The 22,794-nt window shown below is 51.5% G+C and carries 23 protein-coding genes; 6 read left to right on the forward strand and 17 right to left on the reverse strand.

Translation table 11 applies throughout. The features are described from left to right. Nucleotides 1-56: 56 nt before the first annotated feature. Together F608_RS0114430 and F608_RS34860 are read right to left on the reverse strand one after the other, a co-directional pair. Entirely contained in the window at nucleotides 57-1,001 is a 945-nt protein-coding gene (locus tag F608_RS0114430) for a TAXI family TRAP transporter solute-binding subunit (RefSeq protein ID WP_022666357.1), read from the reverse strand. 265 nt (nucleotides 1,002-1,266) lie between these two features. Continuing rightward, entirely contained in the window at nucleotides 1,267-1,971 is a 705-nt protein-coding gene (locus F608_RS34860) for a GntR family transcriptional regulator (RefSeq protein WP_022666358.1), read from the reverse strand. A 219-nt stretch (nucleotides 1,972-2,190) separates the two neighbouring features. Here F608_RS34860 and F608_RS0114440 point away from each other — a divergent pair, with 219 nt between their 5' ends. The 3 genes from F608_RS0114440 to trpA are packed head-to-tail and all read left to right on the forward strand — an operon-like array spanning nucleotide 2,191 to nucleotide 4,961. Next, nucleotides 2,191-2,919: a GntR family transcriptional regulator gene (locus F608_RS0114440; protein ID WP_022666359.1), complete on the forward strand. Its 729-nt coding sequence runs from the start codon at nucleotides 2,191-2,193 to the stop codon at nucleotides 2,917-2,919. A 58-nt stretch (nucleotides 2,920-2,977) separates the two neighbouring features. After that, a complete protein-coding gene (trpB, locus tag F608_RS0114445) occupies nucleotides 2,978-4,207 on the forward strand; it encodes a tryptophan synthase subunit beta (protein WP_022666360.1) in 1,230 nt (409 codons plus the stop codon). Continuing rightward, entirely contained in the window at nucleotides 4,200-4,961 is a 762-nt protein-coding gene (trpA, locus tag F608_RS0114450; protein WP_022666361.1) for a tryptophan synthase subunit alpha, read from the forward strand. Before trpB ends, trpA begins: the two co-directional genes overlap by 8 nt. Here trpA and F608_RS0114455 read toward each other — a convergent pair. After that, a complete protein-coding gene (locus F608_RS0114455; RefSeq protein ID WP_022666362.1) occupies nucleotides 4,956-5,792 on the reverse strand; it encodes a DUF169 domain-containing protein in 837 nt (278 codons plus the stop codon). The two genes, trpA and F608_RS0114455, sit on opposite strands and share 6 nt — an antisense overlap. Nucleotides 5,793-5,802: 10 nt before the next feature. After that, entirely contained in the window at nucleotides 5,803-7,047 is a 1,245-nt protein-coding gene (locus F608_RS0114460) for an acyl-CoA dehydrogenase family protein (protein WP_022666363.1), read from the reverse strand. A 111-nt stretch (nucleotides 7,048-7,158) separates the two neighbouring features. Here F608_RS0114460 and F608_RS0114465 point away from each other — a divergent pair, with 111 nt between their 5' ends. The 3 genes from F608_RS0114465 to F608_RS0114475 all read left to right on the forward strand — a co-directional run bounded on the left by F608_RS0114465 (nucleotide 7,159) and on the right by F608_RS0114475 (nucleotide 9,252). Beyond that, nucleotides 7,159-7,731, forward strand: a complete 573-nt coding sequence (locus F608_RS0114465; protein WP_022666364.1) for a TetR/AcrR family transcriptional regulator — start codon at nucleotides 7,159-7,161, stop codon at nucleotides 7,729-7,731. A 102-nt stretch (nucleotides 7,732-7,833) separates the two neighbouring features. Next, nucleotides 7,834-8,001 (forward strand): hypothetical protein, encoded by a 168-nt coding sequence (locus F608_RS0114470; protein ID WP_153307511.1) that lies wholly within the window; start codon nucleotides 7,834-7,836, stop codon nucleotides 7,999-8,001. A gap of 324 nt (nucleotides 8,002-8,325) precedes the next feature. Continuing rightward, nucleotides 8,326-9,252, forward strand: a complete 927-nt coding sequence (locus tag F608_RS0114475) for an MBL fold metallo-hydrolase (RefSeq protein ID WP_208599540.1) — start codon at nucleotides 8,326-8,328, stop codon at nucleotides 9,250-9,252. A gap of 183 nt (nucleotides 9,253-9,435) precedes the next feature. On the opposite strand, the gene F608_RS0114480 is transcribed toward F608_RS0114475, so the two are convergent. From F608_RS0114480 to phnW, 13 genes are all read right to left on the reverse strand, one after another. Next, complete coding sequence (locus F608_RS0114480; protein ID WP_022666367.1) at nucleotides 9,436-10,194, reverse strand: DUF364 domain-containing protein; 759 nt, start codon at nucleotides 10,192-10,194, stop codon at nucleotides 9,436-9,438. A gap of 1,015 nt (nucleotides 10,195-11,209) precedes the next feature. Further along, nucleotides 11,210-12,040: an alpha/beta fold hydrolase gene (locus F608_RS0114490; protein ID WP_022666368.1), complete on the reverse strand. Its 831-nt coding sequence runs from the start codon at nucleotides 12,038-12,040 to the stop codon at nucleotides 11,210-11,212. 120 nt (nucleotides 12,041-12,160) lie between these two features. Further along, entirely contained in the window at nucleotides 12,161-12,568 is a 408-nt protein-coding gene (locus F608_RS0114495) for an acyl-CoA thioesterase (protein WP_022666369.1), read from the reverse strand. 216 nt (nucleotides 12,569-12,784) lie between these two features. Beyond that, nucleotides 12,785-13,933, reverse strand: coding sequence for a pyridoxal phosphate-dependent aminotransferase (locus tag F608_RS0114500; protein ID WP_022666370.1), 1,149 nt, complete (start codon nucleotides 13,931-13,933; stop codon nucleotides 12,785-12,787). A gap of 48 nt (nucleotides 13,934-13,981) precedes the next feature. Continuing rightward, complete coding sequence (locus F608_RS0114505) at nucleotides 13,982-15,007, reverse strand: sugar kinase (RefSeq protein ID WP_022666371.1); 1,026 nt, start codon at nucleotides 15,005-15,007, stop codon at nucleotides 13,982-13,984. A gap of 19 nt (nucleotides 15,008-15,026) precedes the next feature. Further along, nucleotides 15,027-15,968, reverse strand: coding sequence for a bifunctional 4-hydroxy-2-oxoglutarate aldolase/2-dehydro-3-deoxy-phosphogluconate aldolase (gene eda / locus F608_RS32020; protein ID WP_022666372.1), 942 nt, complete (start codon nucleotides 15,966-15,968; stop codon nucleotides 15,027-15,029). Nucleotides 15,969-15,993: 25 nt separating this feature from the next. Then, on the reverse strand, nucleotides 15,994-16,728 hold the full coding sequence (locus tag F608_RS0114515) for an amino acid ABC transporter ATP-binding protein (RefSeq protein WP_022666373.1): 735 nt from the start codon (nucleotides 16,726-16,728) through the stop codon (nucleotides 15,994-15,996). 16 nt (nucleotides 16,729-16,744) lie between these two features. Continuing rightward, nucleotides 16,745-17,404 carry an amino acid ABC transporter permease gene (locus tag F608_RS0114520; protein ID WP_027362774.1) on the reverse strand — a complete coding sequence of 220 codons (660 nt, stop codon included), beginning with the start codon at nucleotides 17,402-17,404 and terminating at the stop codon, nucleotides 16,745-16,747. After that, complete coding sequence (locus F608_RS0114525; RefSeq protein WP_027362775.1) at nucleotides 17,405-18,064, reverse strand: amino acid ABC transporter permease; 660 nt, start codon at nucleotides 18,062-18,064, stop codon at nucleotides 17,405-17,407. 84 nt (nucleotides 18,065-18,148) lie between these two features. Continuing rightward, entirely contained in the window at nucleotides 18,149-18,952 is an 804-nt protein-coding gene (locus F608_RS0114530) for a substrate-binding periplasmic protein (RefSeq protein WP_022666374.1), read from the reverse strand. Between the two features lie 77 nt (nucleotides 18,953-19,029). Continuing rightward, nucleotides 19,030-19,869, reverse strand: coding sequence for a MurR/RpiR family transcriptional regulator (locus F608_RS0114535; RefSeq protein ID WP_022666375.1), 840 nt, complete (start codon nucleotides 19,867-19,869; stop codon nucleotides 19,030-19,032). 365 nt (nucleotides 19,870-20,234) lie between these two features. Next, a complete protein-coding gene (gene pbfA, locus F608_RS32025; RefSeq protein WP_022666376.1) occupies nucleotides 20,235-21,623 on the reverse strand; it encodes a (R)-1-hydroxy-2-aminoethylphosphonate ammonia-lyase in 1,389 nt (462 codons plus the stop codon). Between the two features lie 49 nt (nucleotides 21,624-21,672). Beyond that, entirely contained in the window at nucleotides 21,673-22,785 is a 1,113-nt protein-coding gene (phnW, locus tag F608_RS0114545; protein ID WP_022666377.1) for a 2-aminoethylphosphonate--pyruvate transaminase, read from the reverse strand. Nucleotides 22,786-22,794: the final 9 nt, after the last annotated feature.

Genomic DNA, 22,794 nt, shown 5'->3' on the forward strand with positions numbered 1-22,794 from the left:
AAACAGAATCAGGGCGCGGCACTGTTTTTAAGATATCAAAGGGTCGGATCCCATATTTAGAGAACCCCTTTGTCCTTCCAGAACTTAGCAGCCCCGGGATGCATTTTTGTCGCCATTCCGGCACCCCCGGTTTTCAGGCTCATTGCCCGGGCCGATTTATGGGCATTGGCCATATGCGCCAATCCTTCTTTGCTGAAGGTCAGATCAAGGATTTTGTAAACCACTTCGTCCGGAACATTTTTATTGACAATCCAGAGGGTTTTGTCCTGGAAGGAGGCAACGTCAGTATCCACACCTTTGTACGTTCCGGCAGGAATGATGACTTTGGAAAAGTATGGATATTTTTTGAACAGGTCAATGGATTCTCCATCCTTATAAAGATCGACAAGCGCAATTTCATTTTGCATGGCAGCCTCGGTTACCGAGGCATTCGGATAACTTACAAAAACCCAGAAAGCATCCAGCTGACCATTTTTAAAGGCATCTGAAGCCTGGCGGTATCCTATGAAATTGTGATGAATATCCTTCCAGATTCCCAATTCAGTAAAGAACAACTGGGCATTTGCGGCCGCTCCCGAACCTGCATTCCCAACGCCGATTTTTTTCCCGGCAAGATCTTTTGCAGAATGGATCCCGGAATTTTTTCTGACGATCAACTGGGCGGGTGCGCCGTAGAAAAAGGCCATGGACCTCACATCGGTATATTTTTTAGGATCATTTTTCAATTTTCCCTTTGACGCGGCAAAAACCTGCCCGGAATAGGCAAGGGAAAAATCGGATTTTCCCGAGTTCACCAGACGAATCTGTTCAACCGCACCTCCTGAAGAGTTTACAAGAAAGGTAAGATTATTCTTTTTGGCCAGTTCGGAAATGGCACTGGCATAATAAATGGCGGTTCCGCCCGCTTTTCCCCCTGTAAAAATATATTTTTGCTTTGCAGCGGCAAAAGTTGGAATCATCAAGACGGCTGTGATAAGAACAAGTACTTTTTTGAATGGCATTTCAGTCTCCTTTTTGTTTATGCGGTTTTGTTCCGGTCAAGGTGTCGGGTCGTTGCAATCCTCCTTTTAAAAATAAGCGTACAATCATTTACATCCCAAAAGAAAAATACGTTGAGTCTCGGGTGCGGATGATCCGGCAACCCGGGAGGAAATCCTTGACACAAACCAAGAAGACGAATAGATTTATCTTAAGTTTGGAAAGGATCCGTCCCTCCATTCGATGCATCGAGCGCGCCGACCTGCCAGTCCTGCGCTCGATGTTTTTTTATAACTCAAAGTATGATTCATCCTTACTCAGACTATTGATCACATGGTCCCTGCCCAGCCGGATATGTTTTCGCATCAGCCGGATGCAGTTTTCCATGTCCTTGTTTTTTAAATATGTTAACAGTTCATCATGTTCTTTAATGGCAGGGCTCATACGGCTCGGATTTGAAGTGTTCAGGGCCAGGCGCAGATAGACATGCTCCAGATTCATCCTCAGCATGTCCACCAAATTGTCATTCCCTGTCATTTTTGCGATCTGTAAATGGACGCGGGAATCGAGATAGAGCTTTTTTTTGTCATATCCGGGAGGATTGTACTCTCCATGTTCAAGGATCATATCTTCCAATACCTCCAGATCTTTCGGTGTCGAATTGGGGAGGGCGATACCTATCGCATAGACCTCCAACGCTTCTCTCACCCCGAATTTATCTGTGATCTCTTTGACACTGATGGGGTTGACGTAAAAGCCTCTAAAGGATTCCGATTTTACATGTCCCTCTTGCTCAAGCCGTGTCAACGCGTTGATGATCGGCGTTCTGGAAAGCCCGAGCGCTTCGCACAGATCCTTGTAAATTAATTTTTGTCCCGGCACCACAACTTGATGGAAGATCATCTCCTTGAGTTTCAGATAGGCCCATTCAATAAGGGGGATTTCTTTATTCGTGCGGTATTTCGGCAGATTTTGAAAGGCATTGTTTTTCAAATATTACCTCTACTCTGGTTGGATATGTGTATTTAATTTTATATAAAATACAAAATTTAATTAAATTTTTCATTTTATATATCCCGGGCCAAAATGGATTGTCAAGGTAAAAAAATCAGAATGTGTAAAAAGGGAGCTCGGGATCTCATGATTTAAATGTCTTGACAACTTTACAAATATTTTTTAGTTTATGTTCAAATCAAAGGAAAAGGACTTTTTATGCTCAACTCCAAATCCCCTGTGCCCCTGTACCACCAGCTGGCAGATATCCTGACCGAGCGGATCCGATCCGGGGAGTACAGCCCCGGCCAGATGATCCCTTCGGAGATCAGCCTGGCCAAGCAGTACGGGATCGGGCGGCCCACGGTGAGACAGGCCATGGATACCCTGGTCCGCAAGGGCCTGATCCACAGGAGAAGGGGGGCCGGCACCTTTGTGAAGCGACCCGAGGCCAAGGTGGATCTTTTCTCCCTGGCCGGCACCTCCCAGGCCTTTTTGACCCAGGGCATCCGGCCCGGCAGGAAGATGATCTCGCCGCTCTGTCTGAAAACCGTGGAAGGCGACCCTGAAAATCCCTTTAACGGGCATCGGGCCTTTTTCCTGTCCCGGCTGACCCTGGCCCAGGACCGGCCCATCCTGGTGGAGGACATCTTTCTGGATGCCGAGCTTTTTTTAGGCCTGGATAAAATCGATCTCAGGGACAAATCCCTGTCCCGGGTGGTGATGGACCATTATTACCTCAAACCTGAAAACGGGGTCCAGACCTTTAAGGTGGAGGCCCTGTCCGGAACCCGGGCCAAGCTTCTGGGCCTGACCCGAAAAGATCCGGTCCTGGTGGTCAAGCGGGAGATCAATTTCCCGGATGCGCCGGGGGCGGTTTATTCGGTCCTTTTCTGCCGGACCGATACCTTTGCCTTTTCCCAGACCATTCCCGGGGAGGTGTCCTGATGGGACAAGCCCCTGGTCTGCAAGATCAATCCTTTTTTCCTTTAACAGGAGAGTATAGATGAAAAACCGAGGATATTACGGCGATTTTGGCGGGGCATTTCTGCCTGAAATCCTGGTCGCCACCTTTGACCAGCTGGAACAGGCCTTTGAAACGGCCAAGAAAGATCCGTTTTTCTGGGAGAGTTATACCCGTCTCATGGCCTCCTATTCGGGCCGGCCCACCCCCTTGACCTTTGCCGAAAACCTGACCTCCCACTTCAAGGGGGCTCGGATCTATATCAAACGGGAAGATTTGAACCACACCGGGGCCCACAAGGCCAACAACGTCATGGGCCAGGGCCTGCTGGTAAAGAAGATGGGAAAAAAACGGGTCATCGCAGAAACCGGGGCCGGCCAGCACGGGGTGGCCACGGCCACCATGGCCGCCAAATTCGGATTTGACTGCACCATCTACATGGGGGAAAAGGACGTGATGCGCCAGCGGCCCAATGTGTTCTGGATGGAGCAGCTGGGCGCCGAGGTGGTTCCCGTGGTAGACGGAACCAGGATATTAAAGGACGCCATCAACGAGGCCTTCCGGGACTGGGTCACCAATATGGACTCCACCCACTATGTCTTTGGCACGGCCTGCGGCCCCCATCCCTACCCCGAGATGGTGACCTGGTTCCAGTCCATTTTGGGAAAAGAGGCCAGGAATCAGATCATGGAAGTCGAGGGGAAGCTGCCCAAACGGGTCTATGCCTGTGTCGGGGGCGGGTCCAATGCCATGGGCCTGTTCTCGGGGTTCCTGGACGACCCCGTGGAGCTGGTGGGGGTGGAAGCCGGTGGAAAGGGCCTGTCGTCCGGGCTCCACGCCTCAAGACTCTGCTCGGAAGATGCCAGCCCGGGAATCGCCCAGGGGTATAAGACCTATTTCCTCCAGGATGGGGACGGACAGATGAAGGAGACCCATTCCATATCTGCGGGGCTGGACTATGTGGGGGTTTCCCCCATCCTCTCCCGGATGTACGACCAGGGAAAGGCCCGGTTTGAGTCGGCCACGGACATTGAAGTGGTGGAGGCCCTGAAGCTGACCATGGTCAGGGAAGGTATTATCCCGGCCCTGGAATCGGCCCACGCCTTTGCCCAGGCGTTCAAGGAAGCGCCGCAATTGTCGGAACAGGACATCATCATCATCAACCAGTCCGGCCGCGGGGACAAGGATATCTTCACGGTGGCCGATGCATTTGACGATCCCAAATGGAAAGAATTCATCATTAAAAAGGCAGGAGAATACTCCCATGCTTGAAGCCTATATCCGAGAAAAACAAAAGACCAAAGAGATCCTTTTGATGACCCACATTGTCATGGGGTATCCATCCTTTGAAGACTCCTATACCATTGTGAAGGAGATGGTGGAGGCCGGCGTGGACCTAATGGAACTCCAGATTCCCTTTTCCGAGCCCATGGCCGACGGGCCGGTCATCCTCCGGGCCAACCAGGTCGCCATTGAAAAGGGCTCCACAGTTAAAAAATGCCTTGAATTCGCCCAAAAGGTGGCCCGGGATTTCCCCATTCCCTTTTTGTTCATGAGCTATGCCAATATCCTTTACCGGGACGGGTTTGACTCCTTTGCCGGGAAAATGGCCGATATCAACCTCAAGGGGGCCATCGTGCCGGACCTGCCCCCGGAAGAGAGCAGGGAGTATCTCCGGGCCATGAAAGCCCACAGCCTGAGCCCCATTTATATCTTCTCCCCTGAGACCAGTGATGAGAGAATGACCTATATCGATTCGGTCTCTTCCGGATTCATTTACTGCCTGGCCAGAAAAGGGGTAACCGGAAAAGAGACCCAGTTTTCCGATGATCTGGCCGCCTATCTCGGGCGGTGCCGCAAGGCCACCTCCTTGCCCCTGGCCGTGGGCTTCGGGGTCAAGGATAAGGCGGACATCCAATACCTTACGGGCAAGACCGACATCGCCGTGATCGGCTCCCAGACCATCCGGATCGTGGAGCAGAAAGGAGCCGGGGCCACCGGGGAGTTTATCCGGAGCCTGTTATAATCCTTTGTCCCAGGTTCTTTTGCTTTTACCGATCTTTTTGTGCACGTTCTGCCAGGTGTCGGTTTTTAAAAAGGACTCTTCGTACCGGTCCGTCATCTCGGCAAACATGTCATAGGGCAGGGTAAATGAGATCTCGTCTGTCTTGAAGAACTTTCGGGCAGACGGGTCCCATCCCCCGAGAACAGCCTTTTGCCGGCCCTGGGCCAGGTAGTGCATGGGCCAGGCCACCAGGCCGCCGCAGGCCGCGCTCCAGGGGGAGGCCACCACTTCCGGATCATTGGTCACAAAGGTGGCCAGCTGGTGAAGGCCGCACAGGGCCTCGGGCCGGGAGAAAAAACTGATCAGGACCGGGGTTTCGTCTTCCCTGAAAAGGCTTAGGGGCTTGAACACGCAATAGCTTTTGGGGGCCGGTTCCGGATCCACCTGCTCAAATATCTGCCGCAGATGATCCGGAGAATCACAGTAGAACTCCCCCTTCATCCGGCCCGGGATGCCCGTGGACACGTAATGGATAATGGTCTCGGCCTGGGGCTTGTTAAACCCCATCCAGAAGGCGCCCCCGGGACATCCGAAATGGCTGGCCGAGAACCAGGCCAGGCTCTTCTTTTTCCGGGCCAGCCAGATCTTGCCCATGACGCATGAAAATTGGGAAAATATCTCGGCCCAGTCCACCCCATCGGCCTTTTCCTTTTCCCGGGTGGGCAGATCCGCCGGATCCGGAGTATACCCCTGATCCGGCTGTTCATCGGTGAAAAACATGCCCATGGGCTCTTCATCCATTCCCAGGATCTCCAGCAGTCCGGGCAGGGTTGCGAGGATGTCTTTGTCCATAAAATCCTCCTTATTCAAATATTTTTTCGTCCGCTGCACCGGCCTCTGCCGCATCCGATTCCATATCCCGGATCTGGCCGGTTTTTTTATTTTTCCAGTACTCCTTATACCATTCATTGGCAATGATCATGGACATGACCTCGTTGGTCCCGGTCCAGATGGATGCAAGACGCAGATCCCTGAAGATCCGTTCCACCGGGTAGATATTGGTGTAGCCGATGCCGCCCATGACCTGCATGGTATTGTGAACCGCCTTCTGGCAGGATTCCGTGACAAATTTCTTGGACTGGGATACCAGGCGGCGGATCTGTTTGTCATCGATCTTTTCATCCACAGCCCGGGCCGTGGTATAAATCATGGCCCGGGAGGCATCCAAAAGGGTGACCGCCTCGGCCACCTGGAAGGAGACCCCCTGGAAAGCGGCCACGGGCCGGCCGAAGGCCTTTCTCTTTGAGGTATATCCCGTGGCCACATCCACGGCAGGCACGGCCGCACCAATGGTCATGGCTGCAGTGCCCAGGCGTTCCGGGATCATCATGGTATTAAAGACATCCACCCCCCGGTTGAGTGTTCCCAGAAGATTCTCCCTGGGAACCTTTACGTCCCTGAACACCATCCGGGCCGCTCCACCGCCCCGGCAGCCCATGAGGCCGTAGAGATACTCGGTTTTTACCCCTTGGGTCCGGTCCACGATAAAACAGGAGATCCCGTCCCGGGGATCGGCATCCGGATCGGTCCGGGCATAGACCAGGAAGAAATCCGCGCCTTCTCCTCCGACGATGAACCGCTTCTGGCCGTTGAGGATAAAATGATCTCCCTTGTCCCGGGCCAGGGTCGAGGTGCCAAAGAAGTCAGACCCGCCCCGGGGCTCGGTCAGGCATTCCGCTGCAAAGATCTCTCCTTTAAGCAGGGGTTTTACGTACTTCTCCTTCTGGGCGTCATTGCCGTGGAGGATGATGGCGTCGCAGACCAGTTCCGCCCCCACCCCGAAGGTGCAGGCAAAGATATACCCCAGGACCCCGATCTCCTCCATGACCATGCAGGTGGAGACCCAGTCCAGATTCCTTCCCCCCCATTTTTCAGGATACCGGCATCCCATGAGGTTTCGTTTGCCCGCCTCCTGGAGAAACTCCTTTGGAAACCGGATCTTGTCCTCATCCATGTCCAGGATCATCTTTCTTGGAATGGAATTGACAAAATCCCGGGCCTCCTGGCGTAATTTTTTTTGTTCTTCGTTCAGCAGAAAATCAAACATGTGAAAATCCTTATTTATTCTTATCTGTTATGCCCCATTATAGTGATCTTTGGAAATAAAAAACAGAAAAATTCGCTTGATAATAAACGAATGAACATTTAATATACTCCCATGAGAATCAAAGATGATAATAAGAAAAAGGCCCTGTTTAAGGCAACCATTAAACTGGTCAATGAAATTGGTTTTTCCGCCGCTTCCGTATCCAAGATCGCAAAAGAGGCCGAGGTCTCCCCGGCCACCCTGTACACCTATTACAAAAACAAGGAAGATCTGCTGGTCTCCACCTATCTGGAGATCAAACAGGACATGAGCCGTGCCGCTCTTGAAGGTTTTGACGATTCCCTTCCCCTCCGGGACATCCTGGAAAAAACCTGGCTGAAGCTTTTCCGGTTCATTTCAGACCATCCGGACTATTACCGGTTCAGTGAACAGTTTGCCAGCTCTCCCTTTTCAGAACGGGTGGATCAGGAAAAAGTGGAGTATTATTTCGTTCCACTGATTCGGGCCCTGGAAAAGGGGATAAGACAGAAGATCATCAAAGATGTGGACCGTCATTTTTTAGGAGCCTTTATGTTTCATCCCATCTCATACCTGGCCAACCATAGGGTATGCAGAGGATTTGATCTGGACGATCACGATCTGGAAACTGCATTTTCCATGGCCTGGGATGCCGTTAAATTTTAAAAATTGTTTATAAACGAATGTTCATTTATAAACAATCATTCAATGGAAAAATTAAATGAAACAGAGATGATATTCCCGGCCCGGAATGCCGGAGGAACTAAAATGGGAGAGATAGAAGACAGATTTAAAATGCTCATGATTACCGATACAGGGACAGATACCGGTGCATTGATAACCGAAACCTTTATGCAAAACGGGTGGACCGTTGTGGCGACCATGGAATCCCAAGAAGGCCGGGAGTCTTCAAGCCGGCCCTCACGAAACCGGTAAACATCATTGATGTCAGCGCCCGGGACGAGCTCAGGGCATCCATTCTAATCGGGATCCATCAATCGGTCAATGCCGTGATCCTCTCCAAAAGAGAGGATCTTTGACTGAAATAAAGAATAAAATAAATTGGGGGCCGGGAAATTTTTTCAATTGTTCATATGGGGTTTGGGGATTATATCTTTAGGAGGTATTTTGTGTTTTAACTGCTCTTCACAGGGGAAGCTTACGGATGAAAAATTCTTGTCAAGGATGGTGAGATCCCCTGGGTTCGATCCTGTTAAAAATGAATTCATCAATTCCCGGCCTGGTATCTCAGAACAACTTATGGAAAACACGAGGAACTTTGGATTGATCCGGGACTGGTTTGCAAAAGGGGGATATCGGAGACCTGAAACCCGCCTGTCCGAGGTGATTCCGGATATGACCTGCTTCATGGAACCTTCCGGCCATGCCAGGGTCATCTGGTTCGGCCACTCAACTCTCCTGTTGAGGATGTCCAAAAAAAACATCCTGATCGATCCCATGTTTTCCAACGCAGCATCCCCGGTGGGATTCATGGTCAAACGGTTTCAAAAGCCGGTCCTGCCCCTGTCCGGCCTGCCCGGCATCGACCATATTCTGATCTCCCACGATCATTATGACCATCTGGATAAGGACTCCATCAAATTTTTCAGGGATCAAAAAACCCAATTCACGGTTCCCCTGGGCCTGGGTTCCCATCTGGTGAGGTGGGGCATTGCTCCGGGGAGAATCACCGAACTGGACTGGTGGGAAAGCGTCTCAAAAGGAGAGATTGAATTCATCGCCGCGCCGGCCCGGCATTTTTCCGGCAGAAGCCTCACCCGGAGAAATAAGACCCTCTGGGCCTCCTGGATCATCCGGGACAGATCACAGAGCCTCTATTTTTCCGGGGATTCCGGGTATGACACTCATTTTACTGAAATCGGGGAAAAATACGGCCCCTTTGACTTGGCCTTCATGGAAAACGGCCAGTACAATGTGCACTGGAAACAGGTCCATATGATGCCCCGGGAAACCGCCCAGGCCTGCGTGGATGTAAAGGCCAAAAGACTTTTCCCCATTCACTGGGGAATGTTTGTGCTGTCCATGCATGCCTGGTATGAACCGGCCGAAGAAATTACCAGGGAAGCTGAACTCAGGGAGATTGATCTGATAACCCCGAAGCTGGGTGAGCCGGTCACCATTGATAATACGCTTAAAACGGATTCCTGGTGGCAGGGATTGAAGTGATCCGGTCGGGCCGGACGCAGCCCGCACCTGGATTCACGGCGGCACAGTCGCCGTGAATGCGAAGGCGATCAGAACCCTTTTGTGCCCGATTCCGGCGTCGGGTTAGGGTGTTCACAATAAACTGAAAGGTTCCTCTCCTGAGATCTCTGGTCATGAGCAAAGGCAATTGAAAAAAGAATCAATTCAGGGAGTAAGGCAGATCGTCTCAAAGTCCATGTGCGGTTTCAGGGTTTTTGTTCCGCCGCCTTCGGAAACAATCCTCTCCACGGCAGAGGCATCTCTGACCCGGACGCCGGCAATATGGGTCACCGGTGTGTCCGAGAAAACCTCGGGCCGCATAAAGGAAGATGGACCCAGAATCACGGCAGACCGGATATTCCCAAGACCGGAGAGAAGTTCATCCATGGTGTTGGCGACCAGGGATGTCGCTGTGATCAGGGCAACATCACAGACGGCAAGCAGGGAAGGTCCTTGATCAGGAGGCAGGGTGCCGGGTTTGTCACGGTTCAGTTCCAGGATATCCAGGCGGCATCCAATCCGCTTAAGCCGGGGAATCAGGGGGCCGAAAAACCCGGCCATGACCACATGCTCGGTCGGCTGAATATCGATAAGTTCAAGAATTTCATTGGAAACGGTTTTTGGACGGGGCGCCCCCGAAGCAAGGGCATTGGCCGTGGCAAGGCCGATTGTCCGGGAAAGTGGATCATCGGCAGCATCCAGGTAATTGAGAAGCTCTTTTGCCGGTCTTCCGGCAAGCGTTCCGGCTTTCGTCTGATGGCAGCACCCTTTGGAGAGTCGGTGACCTGTCCATGCAATCCCCGTGTGGCCGTTATCCAGCCTCACACTGGTATACACAAGCCCGATGCGCACATCCGCCGCAAAGAGACCTTTTGAAACCGGGGTCATCAAGTCGATTATCTTATGCTGAATAGGTTTATTCATGGATGGTCCTTGAAGTGGTTTTTATAAACTAACGGCCAACCGAGCGGTTTGAAAGCCTCTGGGCCGGCAGTTCAGCTTAACTGGATATTATCTTTTTTTTATCATTGTTTTCTCAGATAAGGTTGAATTCAGGGCCGCCGAGCAAACAAGAGACTCGCCTCTTGCGGTCTGCTGCAACGACGCGTTATGTCAAGAATTGCCTTTACATAAGATGTTTTTCATAAGTGTGGTAAATACCTATACGGGCTGAAATAAAAACAATATTACACAATACGATAAAAGCATAAAGAAGCCTAGACGGATTTGCCTCAAGGATGTAAATTAATCCTGAAATTAGATTTCCCAGTATCAGCCAAATCCAAAATCTTGAGCGCAAAGGAAAGGGGCCATAAAATTTATTCAATTTACTGGAAACCTTATTCGGGTTCATAAAACAAGCGGAATGATAAGGTCCTAAAATTTTAGAAGAAATGAGCAGATCTTTTTTATATTCGATTGGTTTTCCGCATTCGGTACAATAAATTTTTTTTATACTTCGCATGAGTTTTTAAAAAGCTTTAAATTGACTTGTGATTTTGGGCATAACATAGATGATGTATTTGCGGAAGTTTCCATTTTTTAATCTTTATCCCAGAAGCCATATGCAAAACCCATTGAAAAGTCAAGGGATTCTGCTGATATTGATTATATGTAAGGAGAGTGTGCGCCTATATTTCAAGAGGCGGGATTCCTGGATTGTTCAGCATGCAAAAGCAGGCAGGGTATTTATCAACCGGCCGGGGCAGACTACGGCTCCGCAGAGTGAAGAATTCTAAGAGCCTCTAAATTCCATTGCGCTGGAGGGGAAAAACTCACTTCGTTCAAACAATTTCCCCTCTTAACCGCTTCATTCCATTAAGAGGCTCTACAGAATCCCACTCCATGTCTCCGCCGCAGCCCGCCCCGGCCTCCCCGGCGAATAATCGTTTTTATATCATTTGAATCCCAATGAGGCGGTTTTTCTCGACCGGGTTTGTTATGGAATTTTCACCTGTTGAAGGAAAGGCCGAATTTTTGCAATAAGCTGGTCAGGCTGTTCTTCAATCACCAGATGCCCTGCATCTGGGATGGGGTGGAATAACGAGCCTGGGATCATTTCGTGCAAGGTTTCACCTTTATCGATCGGTATCCAGGGGTCTTCACGTCCCCAAAGTATCAAAACAGGCCTGTGAATCTGATTATACAGGGGTTGCACTTCGTCCGTGTAGCTTGAGTTTGCCTGGGCAATTTGTCGGTAAAAAGCCTCTTTCCCGCCGGGCTCTGTCCAGGGAAGGAGAATCCTATCAAGGGTCTTGTCTTCTATCGGCGCAAAGGCCGCTGTTTTCACGTAGGCGCGAACGATTGCCTCATGAATATAATCCGGAACGCCTGCAAAGGCGGCTTCATGCTCATTAACATGTTGAAAAAAGGGTGAACCCCAGGGGGAAATGGCAACCGGGTCAATGAGAACAATTCTATCAAAATTGCGATTATTGATAAGGTGGGTCCGGAGAACCGTTGTTCCCCCGAAATCGTGTCCAATAATGGCGGGGCTTTCCAGCCCCCAGTGATCTATAAGCTGATCCAGCACCTGGTTTTGAACGGCCAGGGATACATCCCCAGGAGATTTATCCGACTGACCGTAGCCAATGAGATCATAATAATAAACAGAAAAGTCTTTTGATAACGATTTTTTAAGATGGCGTAAGTTGAATGAAGACCAGGGTGTGCCGTGGACAAGAATCACCGGAGGGCCTTCTCCTGATACTCCGTATCTTACAATACGTCCTTCGAAATCGTAGGACTCGGGTAATTTCCATTCGGTCATTAAATCCTCCTGTTCCCGGATCAGCAATTGTACAGGCCCGGATATCATTCATATACCATAGGATCAGATTTTGAATTGTCACTTTTTCACATTTTTAGACCGGACCCTTTTTTCTCTATTCTATTCTTTTAATTCCAGGCATTTTTCCTGAATATGATCCGGAAGAAGGCAACCTTTCCTTTTGATCCGGTCAAGATGAACCCCCAGCAATTCCGAAGTCGCTACTTCTTTTTCCGTTTCCGCATTGTACATGATATGCAGAAAACGGATGGTTTTCTCTGTGGTCTCCAATATCCTGGATCGGATCAGAAGCAGTTCCCCGGCAAGGACTTCTGATTTATACTTTGTTGTCTGTTCTATGGCGGCCATTCCCCTGTTTTTTTCCCGGATGTAGGTGCTTGTGATCCCGATGGCTGAGAACAGGTGCCATGTGGCTTCGTCAAATTTTGCCGTATACCACTGAACATTCATATGATCCATATGGTCTAATTGGTTTGGATATACAACGCCTCTATAGGTTTCAATCATGGGCGGCTCCCGGATTTATCCCCAGCAGGTTGATGGGCGGCCATTGATATGATCCCAAATCTCTCAGACAGCCCCTTTGAACGATATCCTTTTAAAATACTAAGGTTATCCAGTCAAAGCCATATCAGCATTAAAAAACATTGTAAAGCCGTTGACCGCCCTATTTATTTCACGGGGGTATTTTCCGGGTTGCCCGTCTGGAAGAGGGGGGCTGGGTTAGATCCTGTTTTTATAAAAAGAGCAGAACCGGGTAACGCCCTCCTGGATATCATCAAGGCTGGTGCAGAATGAAAACCGGATGAATTTATCTGAATCTTTGCCAAAGGTCAGGCCCGGAGCGACAGCCACTTTCTTTTCCCGGAGCAGTGCCTTGGCAAATTCATAGGATTCGAGACCGGATTCGGCCACATTGACCAGCAGGTAAAATGCCCCCCTGGGCCTGGAAAATTCAAATCCTTCCCTTGTGAGGATATCCAGCATGAGATCCCGCCGCTGGCCATAAGCCTTTGCCATTTGATCCACACAGTCCTGGGGGCCGTTCAAAGCAGCCTCGGCTGCTTTCTGGGAAATGGCCGATGCGCAGGAAACGTAGGGCTCCAGCAGCTTGTTCATCTGGGAAACGATCTTTTTGGGGGCGCAGTAATACCCCACCCGCCATCCGGTCATGGCATAGGATTTAGACATGCCGAAAATAGAGATCACGTGATCGTCCGGGTCAAATAAAAGAGGGGAGACATGCTCACCGTCAAACACGATCTTGTCATAGACCTCATCGGAAATGATATAGATGTCGTGCTTTTTGGCAAAGGCCACAAGGTCTTGGATGGTCTCCCGGGAATAGACACTTCCGGTGGGGTTGGACGGGGTGTTGATAACAATAACCCGTGTTTTTTTTGTGACCAGGGGCTCAAGATCCTCGACTTTCGGCTCGAAATTGTTTTTCTCCTTCAGGGGATAGATAACCGGAACCCGGTCCGTGGACACCACCTGCATATAGTAGTTGGGCCAGCCCGGATCGGATAAAAGTACCTCATCCCCTGCATTGGTGCATGCCGTGACTGCCTGAACCAGCGCAAATACGGAGCCGGGGCTGATGCCGATCTGCTCCAGGTCAGGATTGAGCCCGTCCCGGACAAGCCGGTTAAGAACGGCCTTTCGCAGGGACTTGAGACCGCTGTTGGCGGTATATTTGGTAAACCCGTCCCGGATGGCTTTGCATCCGGCATCCATAATATGTTCCGGGGTCTGAAAACTGGGCTCCCCCAGTTCCATGTGAATGACATTGTCCATTTCAGCGGCAAGATCCATGATGACACGGATGCCGGAACGGGGCATCCTGTCCAGGGATTGGTTCAATGCTCTCATAAAACGATCCTTCTTATATAAAAAAAATTATTTGGTTAATATTCCAGGCTATCTCTGGTCCCGCCCTTTTGCCCCGAGGGCAAGGGCCTGGATTTCGTCCAGGGAGGCCCTGAGAAAGTCTCCGGGGATGGAATGTTTAAGGGCCGAGGCTGCCGCGGCAAAGGTGATGGTCTCCAGACTGTCCCCTGTCCGATTCAATCCATGGAACAGACCGGCCGTGAGGGCATCCCCCCCGCCGATGCGGTCCACAATGTTCTCGATGTCAAAAATCGGTGACACCCACATGTCGTTCCCGGTGGCCAGGACCGCGGCAATGGCCTGGTGGTCAGCGGAGAAGGTTCTCCGGACCGTGGTTGCGATGCGCTTCACTCCGGGCCAGGTTTGGAAAACTTCATCCACCAGTTGCCGGTAATTTTCAGGGTTTTCTGTGATGTCGGATTCATTGACCCTGCGGGTCAGGCCGAGACAGGACTGGTAGTGGCCTTCATTGGCTATCAGGACATCCACATATTCCATCATCTTTCGGTAGACCTCCACATGGGGGTGTCCGTACTGCCAGAGGGCCGCCCTGAAGTTCAGGTCGCAGGACACGGTCAGTCCCATATGCCTGGCTGTTTTCATGGCCTCCAGGGTGAGTTGCATGGCCGTTTCGGAGATGGCCGGGGTAATGCCGGAGGTGTGAAACCAGTCCCGGTCGGCAAACAATTCCTTCCAGTCAAAGGTGCCGGGTTCGGCCCCGGCCATACAGGAATCGGCACGGTCATAGATCACCCTGGCCGGCCGGTGATTGGATCCGGCCTCCACAAAATAGAGGCCCAGCCTGCCGGGAACCATGGATATCCTTGAGGTATCGACCCCGTGCCTGCGAAGCTCGGAAATTACATTCCTGCCCAGATCATTTTCCGGCAGAACCGTGATAAAGGATGCGTCTTCGCCCAGACAGGAGAGACCCACGGCAACATTGGCCTCTGCCCCTGCCATACTGGTTTCCAGCATGGGGGACTGGAAAAGCCGCTCATGGCCCGGGGACTTGAGTCTCAGCATGATTTCACCGAGCATTGCATATCTTGTCATGGTATCCTCCTTGGGGGCCTTATTTTTCTATCAGTTGAATCCTAAAACCGCCTGGCCTGCCCGCCAGGACCACAGAGGTTTCATCTTTGGATTCTAGTTCAACCAGCTCGGTATCGGCTTGAATGGACTGGTTTTTGAGCCACATGGCCCCGCGCTTGATGTTGTTGCAGGCAATGCGGATTTTGCCAGAAAGATTGCTGTCCCCGTCTTCCAGGGCGCGCAGCGCTGTCAGGCCTGACCGGGGAAGTGTAAACACCCGGGACAGGGTGTCCAGAAGGTCGGCATCCTGATTTTTGCCGCAAACATTAAGTTCCAGCCCGGAAAATTCAAATCCATGGAGCAGGGCCATGGCTTCCCGGGCATTTTGTGTGATCCGGGAAAAATCGCCTTCCCGGATGATCTCATTTTTGGCAATCCAGGTTCCGCCGACGGCCAGTACTTCGCCGCACCGCACGTAGTCGGAGATGTTTTCAGGGGTGATTCCGCCCAGGGGCAGGAACCGGATCCGGTTTTTGAAGGGGGCGGCCATGGACTTGAGGCCGTCGATGCCTCCGCTGAACTGTGCCGGAAAAAATTTGAGTACGGACAGGCCGGCTTCAATGGCCAGTTCGATTCCGGAAGGACTGTCGATTCCGGGGATGATCAGTATGCCAGCATCGAGACAATACCGGACAATCCTGGGATTGTACCCCGGGGACACCATGTATCCTGCACCTGCGTCCCGGGCCTGTTCGACCTGATCCGGGGTAAGCACGGTTCCGGCCCCGACCATCATCTCTGGAAAGGCCTTGCGTACTGCGTGGATGGCATCACATGCGCAGGGAGTGCGCAGGGTGATTTCCATGGCGGCAATACCGCCTTTTCTCAGGGCTTCTGCCACGGGTACAGCATCTTCAAGCCTATCAATTTCTACAACGGGGAAAATTCCTGCAGCCTCAATGGCATTTAAAATATCCTGCATTCAAACTCCTTGTTTTTCATATAAATCAATCATATGCAATCTGTGTCATGAATCTTTTTGTCCGCTCGTGCTTTGGATTTTTAATGAGCTCTTCGGGATGATTCTCTTCCACGATATGGCCTTCGTCCATGAAGATCATCCTGTCGGCGGCATGCCGGGCAAAGTTCATCTCATGGGTCACCACCAGCATGGTCATATTGGACCGGGACAGGTCCTTGAGAATATCAATGACCCCTCCTGTGAGTTCCGGGTCCAGGGCAGATGTGGGCTCATCAAACAGCATAACTTTGGGCTCCATGGCCAGTGCCCTGGCAATGGCGGCCCGCTGCTGCTGCCCGCCGGACAGCCTGCCCGGATAGACATCCACCTTCTCCTCAATCCCCACCTTGGCCAGCAAAGATTTTGCAAGCTCCTTGGACGGCTCCAGATCCATGTGGCGGACCTTGGTCAGGGGAATGGTGATGTTTTCAAGAATGGTGAGATGGGGAAAGAGGTTGAAACTCTGGAAGACCATCCCGATCCTGCGGCGGAGATCAATCATATCCGTTTGCGGGTCCTGGACCTCTGTCCCGTCCACGAAGATCCGGCCGGATTCGATTTTTTCCAGGCCGTTGAGGCAGCGCAGAAGGGTGGATTTTCCCGAACCGCTCGGTCCTGCAAAGACAACGGTTTCTCCGATATTGACATCAAAACTGATTCCCTTGAGTACTTCGAGGGAACCGAACTTCTTATGAAGGTTGTTCACGGAAATAATAGGCATGGTTTTTCCTTGGATTCTACTTGTCCTTTTCAATGATCCGTTGTTCAAGATGGGCCGCAAGCCGGAGGACCGGGTAACATAAAACAATGTAAAATACCGATAATACGGCAAAGGTCACTAAAGGTTCCATGTTGGACTGCATCTGCACCCGGGCCACCCGGGTCAGTTCGATCAGGGCGATGATGGAGACAACCGAGGTGTCTTTGATATGCAGGACCGCCTGCCCGGCCAGGGGAGGCAGGGTCAGCTGCATGGCCTGGGGGACGATCACGTACCGCATCCGCTGCCAGGTGGTCATGGCCAATGCCTTGGAGGCCTCGTGCTGAACCTTTGGTATGGATACCAGGGCCCCGCGGACGATTTCCGAAACATAGGCCCCGGTATGAAGGGTCAGGGCCAGGATGGCCGTGGTCATGGCAGACATCCGCATTCCGAAAAAAGGCATCACGTAAAAGAGAAAAAAGAGGATCATGAGAAAGGGCAGACCGCGCATGCAGTCCACATATATTTTTAGCACCTGGGAGAGAATCAGGGTTTTAAAAAAGCGGATCACCCCAACTAAACTGCCGAAAACAGCAGCGCATGCAAAGCCGGCAAGGGCAAGGGTGATGGTTACGGGCAGTCCTTTTTTCGCCAGCAGCAGGGTCAGGTTTCCCACCATATTGAACATATCCATTTACCACCTCCTCATCTTGTTCTCCATAAAGGAGGAACCGTAGATCAGGGTCAGAATAATCACAAGATAGAGGACCATGGCCGGAAGAAAGGCCTCAAGGGGCCGGAATGTGGTGGCCTGGGTTACGGCGGCGGCCTTGGTCAGATCAATGAGCCCCATGACCGAAACAAGGGCTGAATCTTTGACCAGGTAGGATCCCTGGCCCACCAGGGGCGGGAGGATGTTCCGGAAGGCCTGGGGCAGGATAACGTACCTCATTTTCTGGCCGTAGGACATGGCCAGGGAGTCGGCCGCCTCGTACTGGGTCTGGTGAATGGACTCGATCCCGGCTCTTATGATCTCACCGGCATAGGCTCCGGAGTTCAGGGTCAGGGCAAACACACCCACCAGAAACGCCGGGAGAATGATACCGAATTCCGGCAGCCCGAAGAACAGAAAGTAGATTTGAACCAGAAGGGGTGTGGAGCGGATAAATTCCACATATAGCCCCATGGCCCGTTTCAGCCATGTCCTGTGGGACAACCGGGCCAGGGCCACGGCCACACCCCATATAATGGCACAGCACATGCTGACCACTGAAATCAGGATCGTGTTTTCCAGGCCGATCAGAATATCCGGAAGGTATTCGATCATGATATTGTAATTAAAATTGTAATCCATTTTTTCAGGCCGGATAAAGTTTTATTATTTTTCAGGCGGGTGAGATCACCCGCCCGATATTTTTTCAATCAACGCAAGACAGGATCAGGGGTGCAGGTTCCAGTCGGGTTCCCAGTCCTTGCCCAGCCATTTCTTGTAGATCTCATCGTATTCTCCGGTTCTCATGATGGTGGCAAAGTAGAGGTCAAGCCAGTTTTTCATCCGGTAGGATTCAAAGTCCGGGCGGGCCGCATAGGCGTAGGCATCCGGCTGCATATTGCCTGTAAGGACCTTTGCTCCAGGGATCTTTTTGGCAAATCCCATGACGATGAGTTCATCATTCAAAACAGCATCCACACGGCCGTCTTTCAGGGCCTTGAGCTGGTCTCCGTCGAGTTCATAGGTAACCAGCTTGGCCTTGGGCAGTTTGGCCTTGGCAACGGCGGCTCCTATGGCGCCGGCAATGGCACAGACTTTCACCCCAGGCTTGTTGAGATCTTCCCAGTTGACAAATTGTTTGTCTTTGGCAACGGCAAATGTCCCGGTCATAAGCCAGGGATGGGCAAAGACAACCTTGGTGGCCCGTTCCATTGTGGCAGACATGCGGGCGCCGATAATATCAATCCTGCCGGACAGGAGCGCAGGGATCAATCCGCCCCAGGCCATGTCTGCAACCTCAACCTCGACTCCCATGTATTCGCCCAGCTTGTTCATCAGGTCGATCTCCAGACCTTCGGGTTCCCCCTTGTCATTGCGGTAGGCAAAGGGAGGGGCTGCCAGGGTGGTGCCGATAACAATCTTACCCTCTTTTTTAATCTTTTCAAGAAGATCCTGCCCTGCTCCTGCCGTAACGGCCGTGCAAAGGATCAATGCCATCATCAACGCCATTGTTTTCCATACTTTAAACATCAAATTCTCCTTATCAATTATGGGTTCGTCGGACAAAAGCACCTTGTCCGAAAAATAAAAGCAAAATCGATGAAAATTCATACGATTTTGCTGTGTAATGCCCGTTTTACCTTGTCCAGCCTGGAGAAACCGGTTTTCCCGAGAAGGCGCATGGCCACCCCCACAAACAGAACATCCAGAACGGCAAGCTGCATGAGACGCCCCACCATGGGGGCAAGTCTCAGGGCCACTTCCCTGGAAGAGACGCAAAGGGGAATGTCGCAGTGAGAGGCCAGGGGCGAAGCCTTTTTCCCCAGGATGCCCAGGACTTTTGCACCCGAAGCCCGGGCGATTTCAGCAGATTCAATAATATCTTTTGTGGCGCCTGAGTGGGAAATTACCACCACCACGGCAGACTCATCCAATTGGGTGGCACTCATCACCTGCATGTGGGAATCCGCATAGGCCACGCAGGGAACGCCGAGGCGGAAGAATTTATGATGGGCGTCGTGGGCGACAACCCCGGACCCGCCCATGCCGTAGAATTCCCACCGCTTTGCCCCGGCCAAGATGTTTACGGCTTTGTCCAGAAGAGCCCTGTCCATGCCTCGATCCATATTGCTTACAGCTTCGGATACCGAGCCCATGATATTGGTAAAAATGGTTTCAATGGAATCCGACGGGGTGATATCTTCGAGAATGGCATCCATGACCGGTTTGGATGCGGCCAGCTTCAGTTTGAGTTCGGAAACCCCCTTGAGACCGATTTTTTTACAAAACCGGATCACCGTGGGATCGCTCACCCCGGCCCGCTTTGAGACATCGGTAATGGACGCGTTCATGACAAAATCAGGGCTGGCAAAGACAAGATCGGCCACCTTCTGTTCCGACTTGCGCATACCGTCTCTTTGGATACGAATTTCTTTAAAGATATCCATTTGCTGTGGTTTCCCCCTTTTCAGATGAACAAGAAAAAAATTATTCAAATTTATGTAGAATTACAACATAATATTTTTATTCAGGTCAAGCTTTAAATTAAAAATTTATTAAAAATATTATAACTATCTAAAATAAATAATTTTATAAGAAATAAATATTTTTGTATTTTTTCTACAAAAAGAAAATGTTTTTTGATCTAGGATGGAATTTCAGTCTTGAGTCATAGGAGAGGGAGTTGTTTAAAGATTTTACAAAGAAGAGTTCGGTCTGAAGCAGCTCCGCCTTTGTTTTCATAAATTTTTATGCACTGTTGGGGTTAAATCTGGACCGGAATATAGGCAGGCAGTTTTTTGGCAGGCAAGGATTAATATGAAATTTCCTGTTCCGTTTCCGTGATGCACTCGTCTAAAATGTCAATGGCCCGGCTCATCTCTTCCGGGGTGATGGTCAGTGCCGGCCTTAAGGTGATGATGTTCCCCTCAATGGTCTTAAAGGCAAGCCCCTTTTCCATGGCCTTGTACATGATAATTTCGGCCTCCTCTACGGCCCGTTCTTTGGTAAATGGATCTTTGACAAGATCAATGCCCATGTGAAGGCCCAGGCCGGCAATGTTTCCGATCAAATCATGCTTTTCCTTTAATTCTTCCAGGCGTTCCAGGGCAAGCTTTCCGATTCTTGCGGCATTATCAGCCAGATTTTGATCCTCTATGCACCTGATTTCAGCCAGGGCCGCGGCCGCGCACAGGCTGTTCTTTTCATGGGTGTAATGGCCGACGGACAGGTGGGAGAGCCGGTCATAATCGGACCGGGTAATCATTCCTGCAAAGGGAAGAAGCCCCCCGCCCAGGGATTTTCCCAGCACCAGAATATCCGGGGTGATGAAGTGCTCGCAGGCAAACATTTTACCGGTTCTGCCGAAGCCTTCGATGATTTCATCAAAGATGAGCAGGGCCCCGTACTGGCGGCAGAGTTCCCTGATCTCTTCCCAATAGGCCCGGGAGGGGACCACCGGGGTGGCGGATATGGGCTCGCCGATGACGGCGGCGATCCCGGGCTGCCTTTCGAATATGGTTTTTACCTGGTTCAGGCAGGCTTCATCCACCGGGTCCGGGGAATCAAATCCCCAGGGGTTGCGGTAATAATTGGGGAATTCAACATGCATGGCCCCGGGCATCATCGGGCCCATACCGGTTTTGAACAGGGCTTCCCCTCCGATGCTGGCTGCGGCAAATCCGGCACCGTGGAATGAATCCCAGAAAGAGATGGTTTTAAAGTTCCCGGTGATCTGTTTGGCCAGGGTGAGGGCCATTTCAACGGCCTCTGAACCGCCCGGGCAGAACAGGGATTTCTCAAGGCCGTCCGGGGTGATGTGTGCCAGTTTTTGGGCCAGGTCCACGGCAGGTTTATTGGTATACCGCCGGGGGCAGAAGCTTAAACCCCGGTCAAGCTGGTCCTTGACCGCTTGGACGATTTTGGGATGGTTAAATCCGGCGTTGTGGACCCCGTTGCCGTGCATGTCCATGTAGCGCCTGCCGTCCATGTCCTCGATATAGATTCCCGAGGCCCCGGCCAGGACATTCAGGACCGGAGTGGACAGGTTCTGGTGCAAAAAGTATTGTTTGTCCCTCTCAAAGACATCCCTGGCCCTGTCCGAGAGGTTCCGGGCCCAGTATCTTTCCCGGTTTTTTGTGGTGTTAACGTCGCCCTGCTCCATATCGAACCGAGTGGGCGGGCCCTGGGTTCCGGCTGTCATGGTCTGGTTCTCCACAAATTGGGGTTTTGATTGAACGGTTTTTTTCGGTTTATTTCCAATAAACAGAGGACTTTACAGCCTTTACCAGCCTCTCCATGTCCGGCGGGTGGATATCCCCGATGTTTCCGATTCTGAAGGTATCTGTCTGGGTCACCTTGCCCGGATAGATGACAAAGCCCTTGTCTTTGAGGCGGGTATAAAATTCCATAAACTCATACTCCGGATGATCCGGACTCAGGAATGCCGTGATGATGGGCGACTGGAATTCATCCTCCAGCAGGGGAATAAAACCCATTTCCCGCATATGGGTGATGAGATATCGATTGTTGAAAGAATATCTCTGGAACCGCTCGTCCACCCCTCCTTCCTGGTCCAGCTCTTCAAGGGCCTGGGCAAAGGCCCGGACCACATGGGTGGGGGAGGTAAACCTCCATTTTCCCCTGCCAGCCTCCATGGTATGCCATTGGTCATAGAGATCCAGACTCAGGGATCTTGCATTGCCTTCTGTCTGCTCCAGCAGGGATTGCCGGGCAATGACAAAGCCGAATCCGGGCACACCCTGGATGCATTTATTGGCACTGGAAATCAGAAAGTCGATGTTCAGCCCGGCCATATCCATGGGCACGCCGCCAAAGCTGCTCATGGCATCCACAATAAAGACCTTGTTGAACCGGTGGACAATTTCGGAGATTGTATCAACGGGGTTGAGCATGCCGGTGGTGGTTTCGCAGTGGACCACGGCCACATGGCTGATCTTTGGGTCCATTTCCAGCCTTTTTTCAAGCTGCTCCGGATCCGGCGGTTCCAGGTCCCCGCTGTCAAGGAGGGTATAATCGATATTCTGGCGTCGGGCAATCAGAGAGATCCGTCTTCCATAGGCCCCGTTGGCCAGCACCAGGAGTTTCCCGTTTTTAGGGATGGCCGTGGTCAGGCAGGCTTCAACAGAGAAGGTGCCGCTTCCCTGCATGAGAACCGCCGTGTATCCGGGGCCTTTTGCGGCAAGGCGGACCAGGGTGTTTCTGATCTTTTCAACGATCCGGTTATAGTCGGCATCCCAGGTGCACCAGTCCCTGAGCATGGCCGCCTTGACCCCCGGGGTCGTGGTCAGGGGACCCGGGGTTAAAAGGAGATAGGGATTTTCAGGTAAAAAAGCTTGATCCATAAAGGTCCT

The organism is Desulfospira joergensenii DSM 10085 (genome assembly GCF_000420085.1).
GTDB lineage: Bacteria > Desulfobacterota > Desulfobacteria > Desulfobacterales > Desulfobacteraceae > Desulfospira > Desulfospira joergensenii.

Coding starts and splice junctions, on each gene's coding strand:
- F608_RS0114430 (WP_022666357.1), bottom strand. CDS start 1,001: ATGCCATTCAAAAAAGTACTTGTTCTTATCACAGCCGTCTTGATGATT.
- F608_RS0114440 (WP_022666359.1), top strand. CDS start 2,191: ATGCTCAACTCCAAATCCCCTGTGCCCCTGTACCACCAGCTGGCAGAT.
- trpB (WP_022666360.1), top strand. CDS start 2,978: ATGAAAAACCGAGGATATTACGGCGATTTTGGCGGGGCATTTCTGCCT.
- trpA (WP_022666361.1), top strand. CDS start 4,200: ATGCTTGAAGCCTATATCCGAGAAAAACAAAAGACCAAAGAGATCCTT.
- F608_RS0114455 (WP_022666362.1), bottom strand. CDS start 5,792: ATGGACAAAGACATCCTCGCAACCCTGCCCGGACTGCTGGAGATCCTG.
- F608_RS0114460 (WP_022666363.1), bottom strand. CDS start 7,047: ATGTTTGATTTTCTGCTGAACGAAGAACAAAAAAAATTACGCCAGGAG.
- F608_RS0114465 (WP_022666364.1), top strand. CDS start 7,159: ATGAGAATCAAAGATGATAATAAGAAAAAGGCCCTGTTTAAGGCAACC.
- F608_RS0114470 (WP_153307511.1), top strand. CDS start 7,834: ATGGGAGAGATAGAAGACAGATTTAAAATGCTCATGATTACCGATACA.
- F608_RS0114475 (WP_208599540.1), top strand. CDS start 8,326: ATGGAAAACACGAGGAACTTTGGATTGATCCGGGACTGGTTTGCAAAA.
- F608_RS0114480 (WP_022666367.1), bottom strand. CDS start 10,194: ATGAATAAACCTATTCAGCATAAGATAATCGACTTGATGACCCCGGTT.
- F608_RS0114490 (WP_022666368.1), bottom strand. CDS start 12,040: ATGACCGAATGGAAATTACCCGAGTCCTACGATTTCGAAGGACGTATT.
- F608_RS0114495 (WP_022666369.1), bottom strand. CDS start 12,568: ATGATTGAAACCTATAGAGGCGTTGTATATCCAAACCAATTAGACCAT.
- F608_RS0114500 (WP_022666370.1), bottom strand. CDS start 13,933: ATGAGAGCATTGAACCAATCCCTGGACAGGATGCCCCGTTCCGGCATC.
- F608_RS0114505 (WP_022666371.1), bottom strand. CDS start 15,007: ATGACAAGATATGCAATGCTCGGTGAAATCATGCTGAGACTCAAGTCC.
- eda (WP_022666372.1), bottom strand. CDS start 15,968: ATGCAGGATATTTTAAATGCCATTGAGGCTGCAGGAATTTTCCCCGTT.
- F608_RS0114515 (WP_022666373.1), bottom strand. CDS start 16,728: ATGCCTATTATTTCCGTGAACAACCTTCATAAGAAGTTCGGTTCCCTC.
- F608_RS0114520 (WP_027362774.1), bottom strand. CDS start 17,404: ATGGATATGTTCAATATGGTGGGAAACCTGACCCTGCTGCTGGCGAAA.
- F608_RS0114525 (WP_027362775.1), bottom strand. CDS start 18,064: ATGGATTACAATTTTAATTACAATATCATGATCGAATACCTTCCGGAT.
- F608_RS0114530 (WP_022666374.1), bottom strand. CDS start 18,952: ATGTTTAAAGTATGGAAAACAATGGCGTTGATGATGGCATTGATCCTT.
- F608_RS0114535 (WP_022666375.1), bottom strand. CDS start 19,869: ATGGATATCTTTAAAGAAATTCGTATCCAAAGAGACGGTATGCGCAAG.
- pbfA (WP_022666376.1), bottom strand. CDS start 21,623: ATGACAGCCGGAACCCAGGGCCCGCCCACTCGGTTCGATATGGAGCAG.
- phnW (WP_022666377.1), bottom strand. CDS start 22,785: ATGGATCAAGCTTTTTTACCTGAAAATCCCTATCTCCTTTTAACCCCG.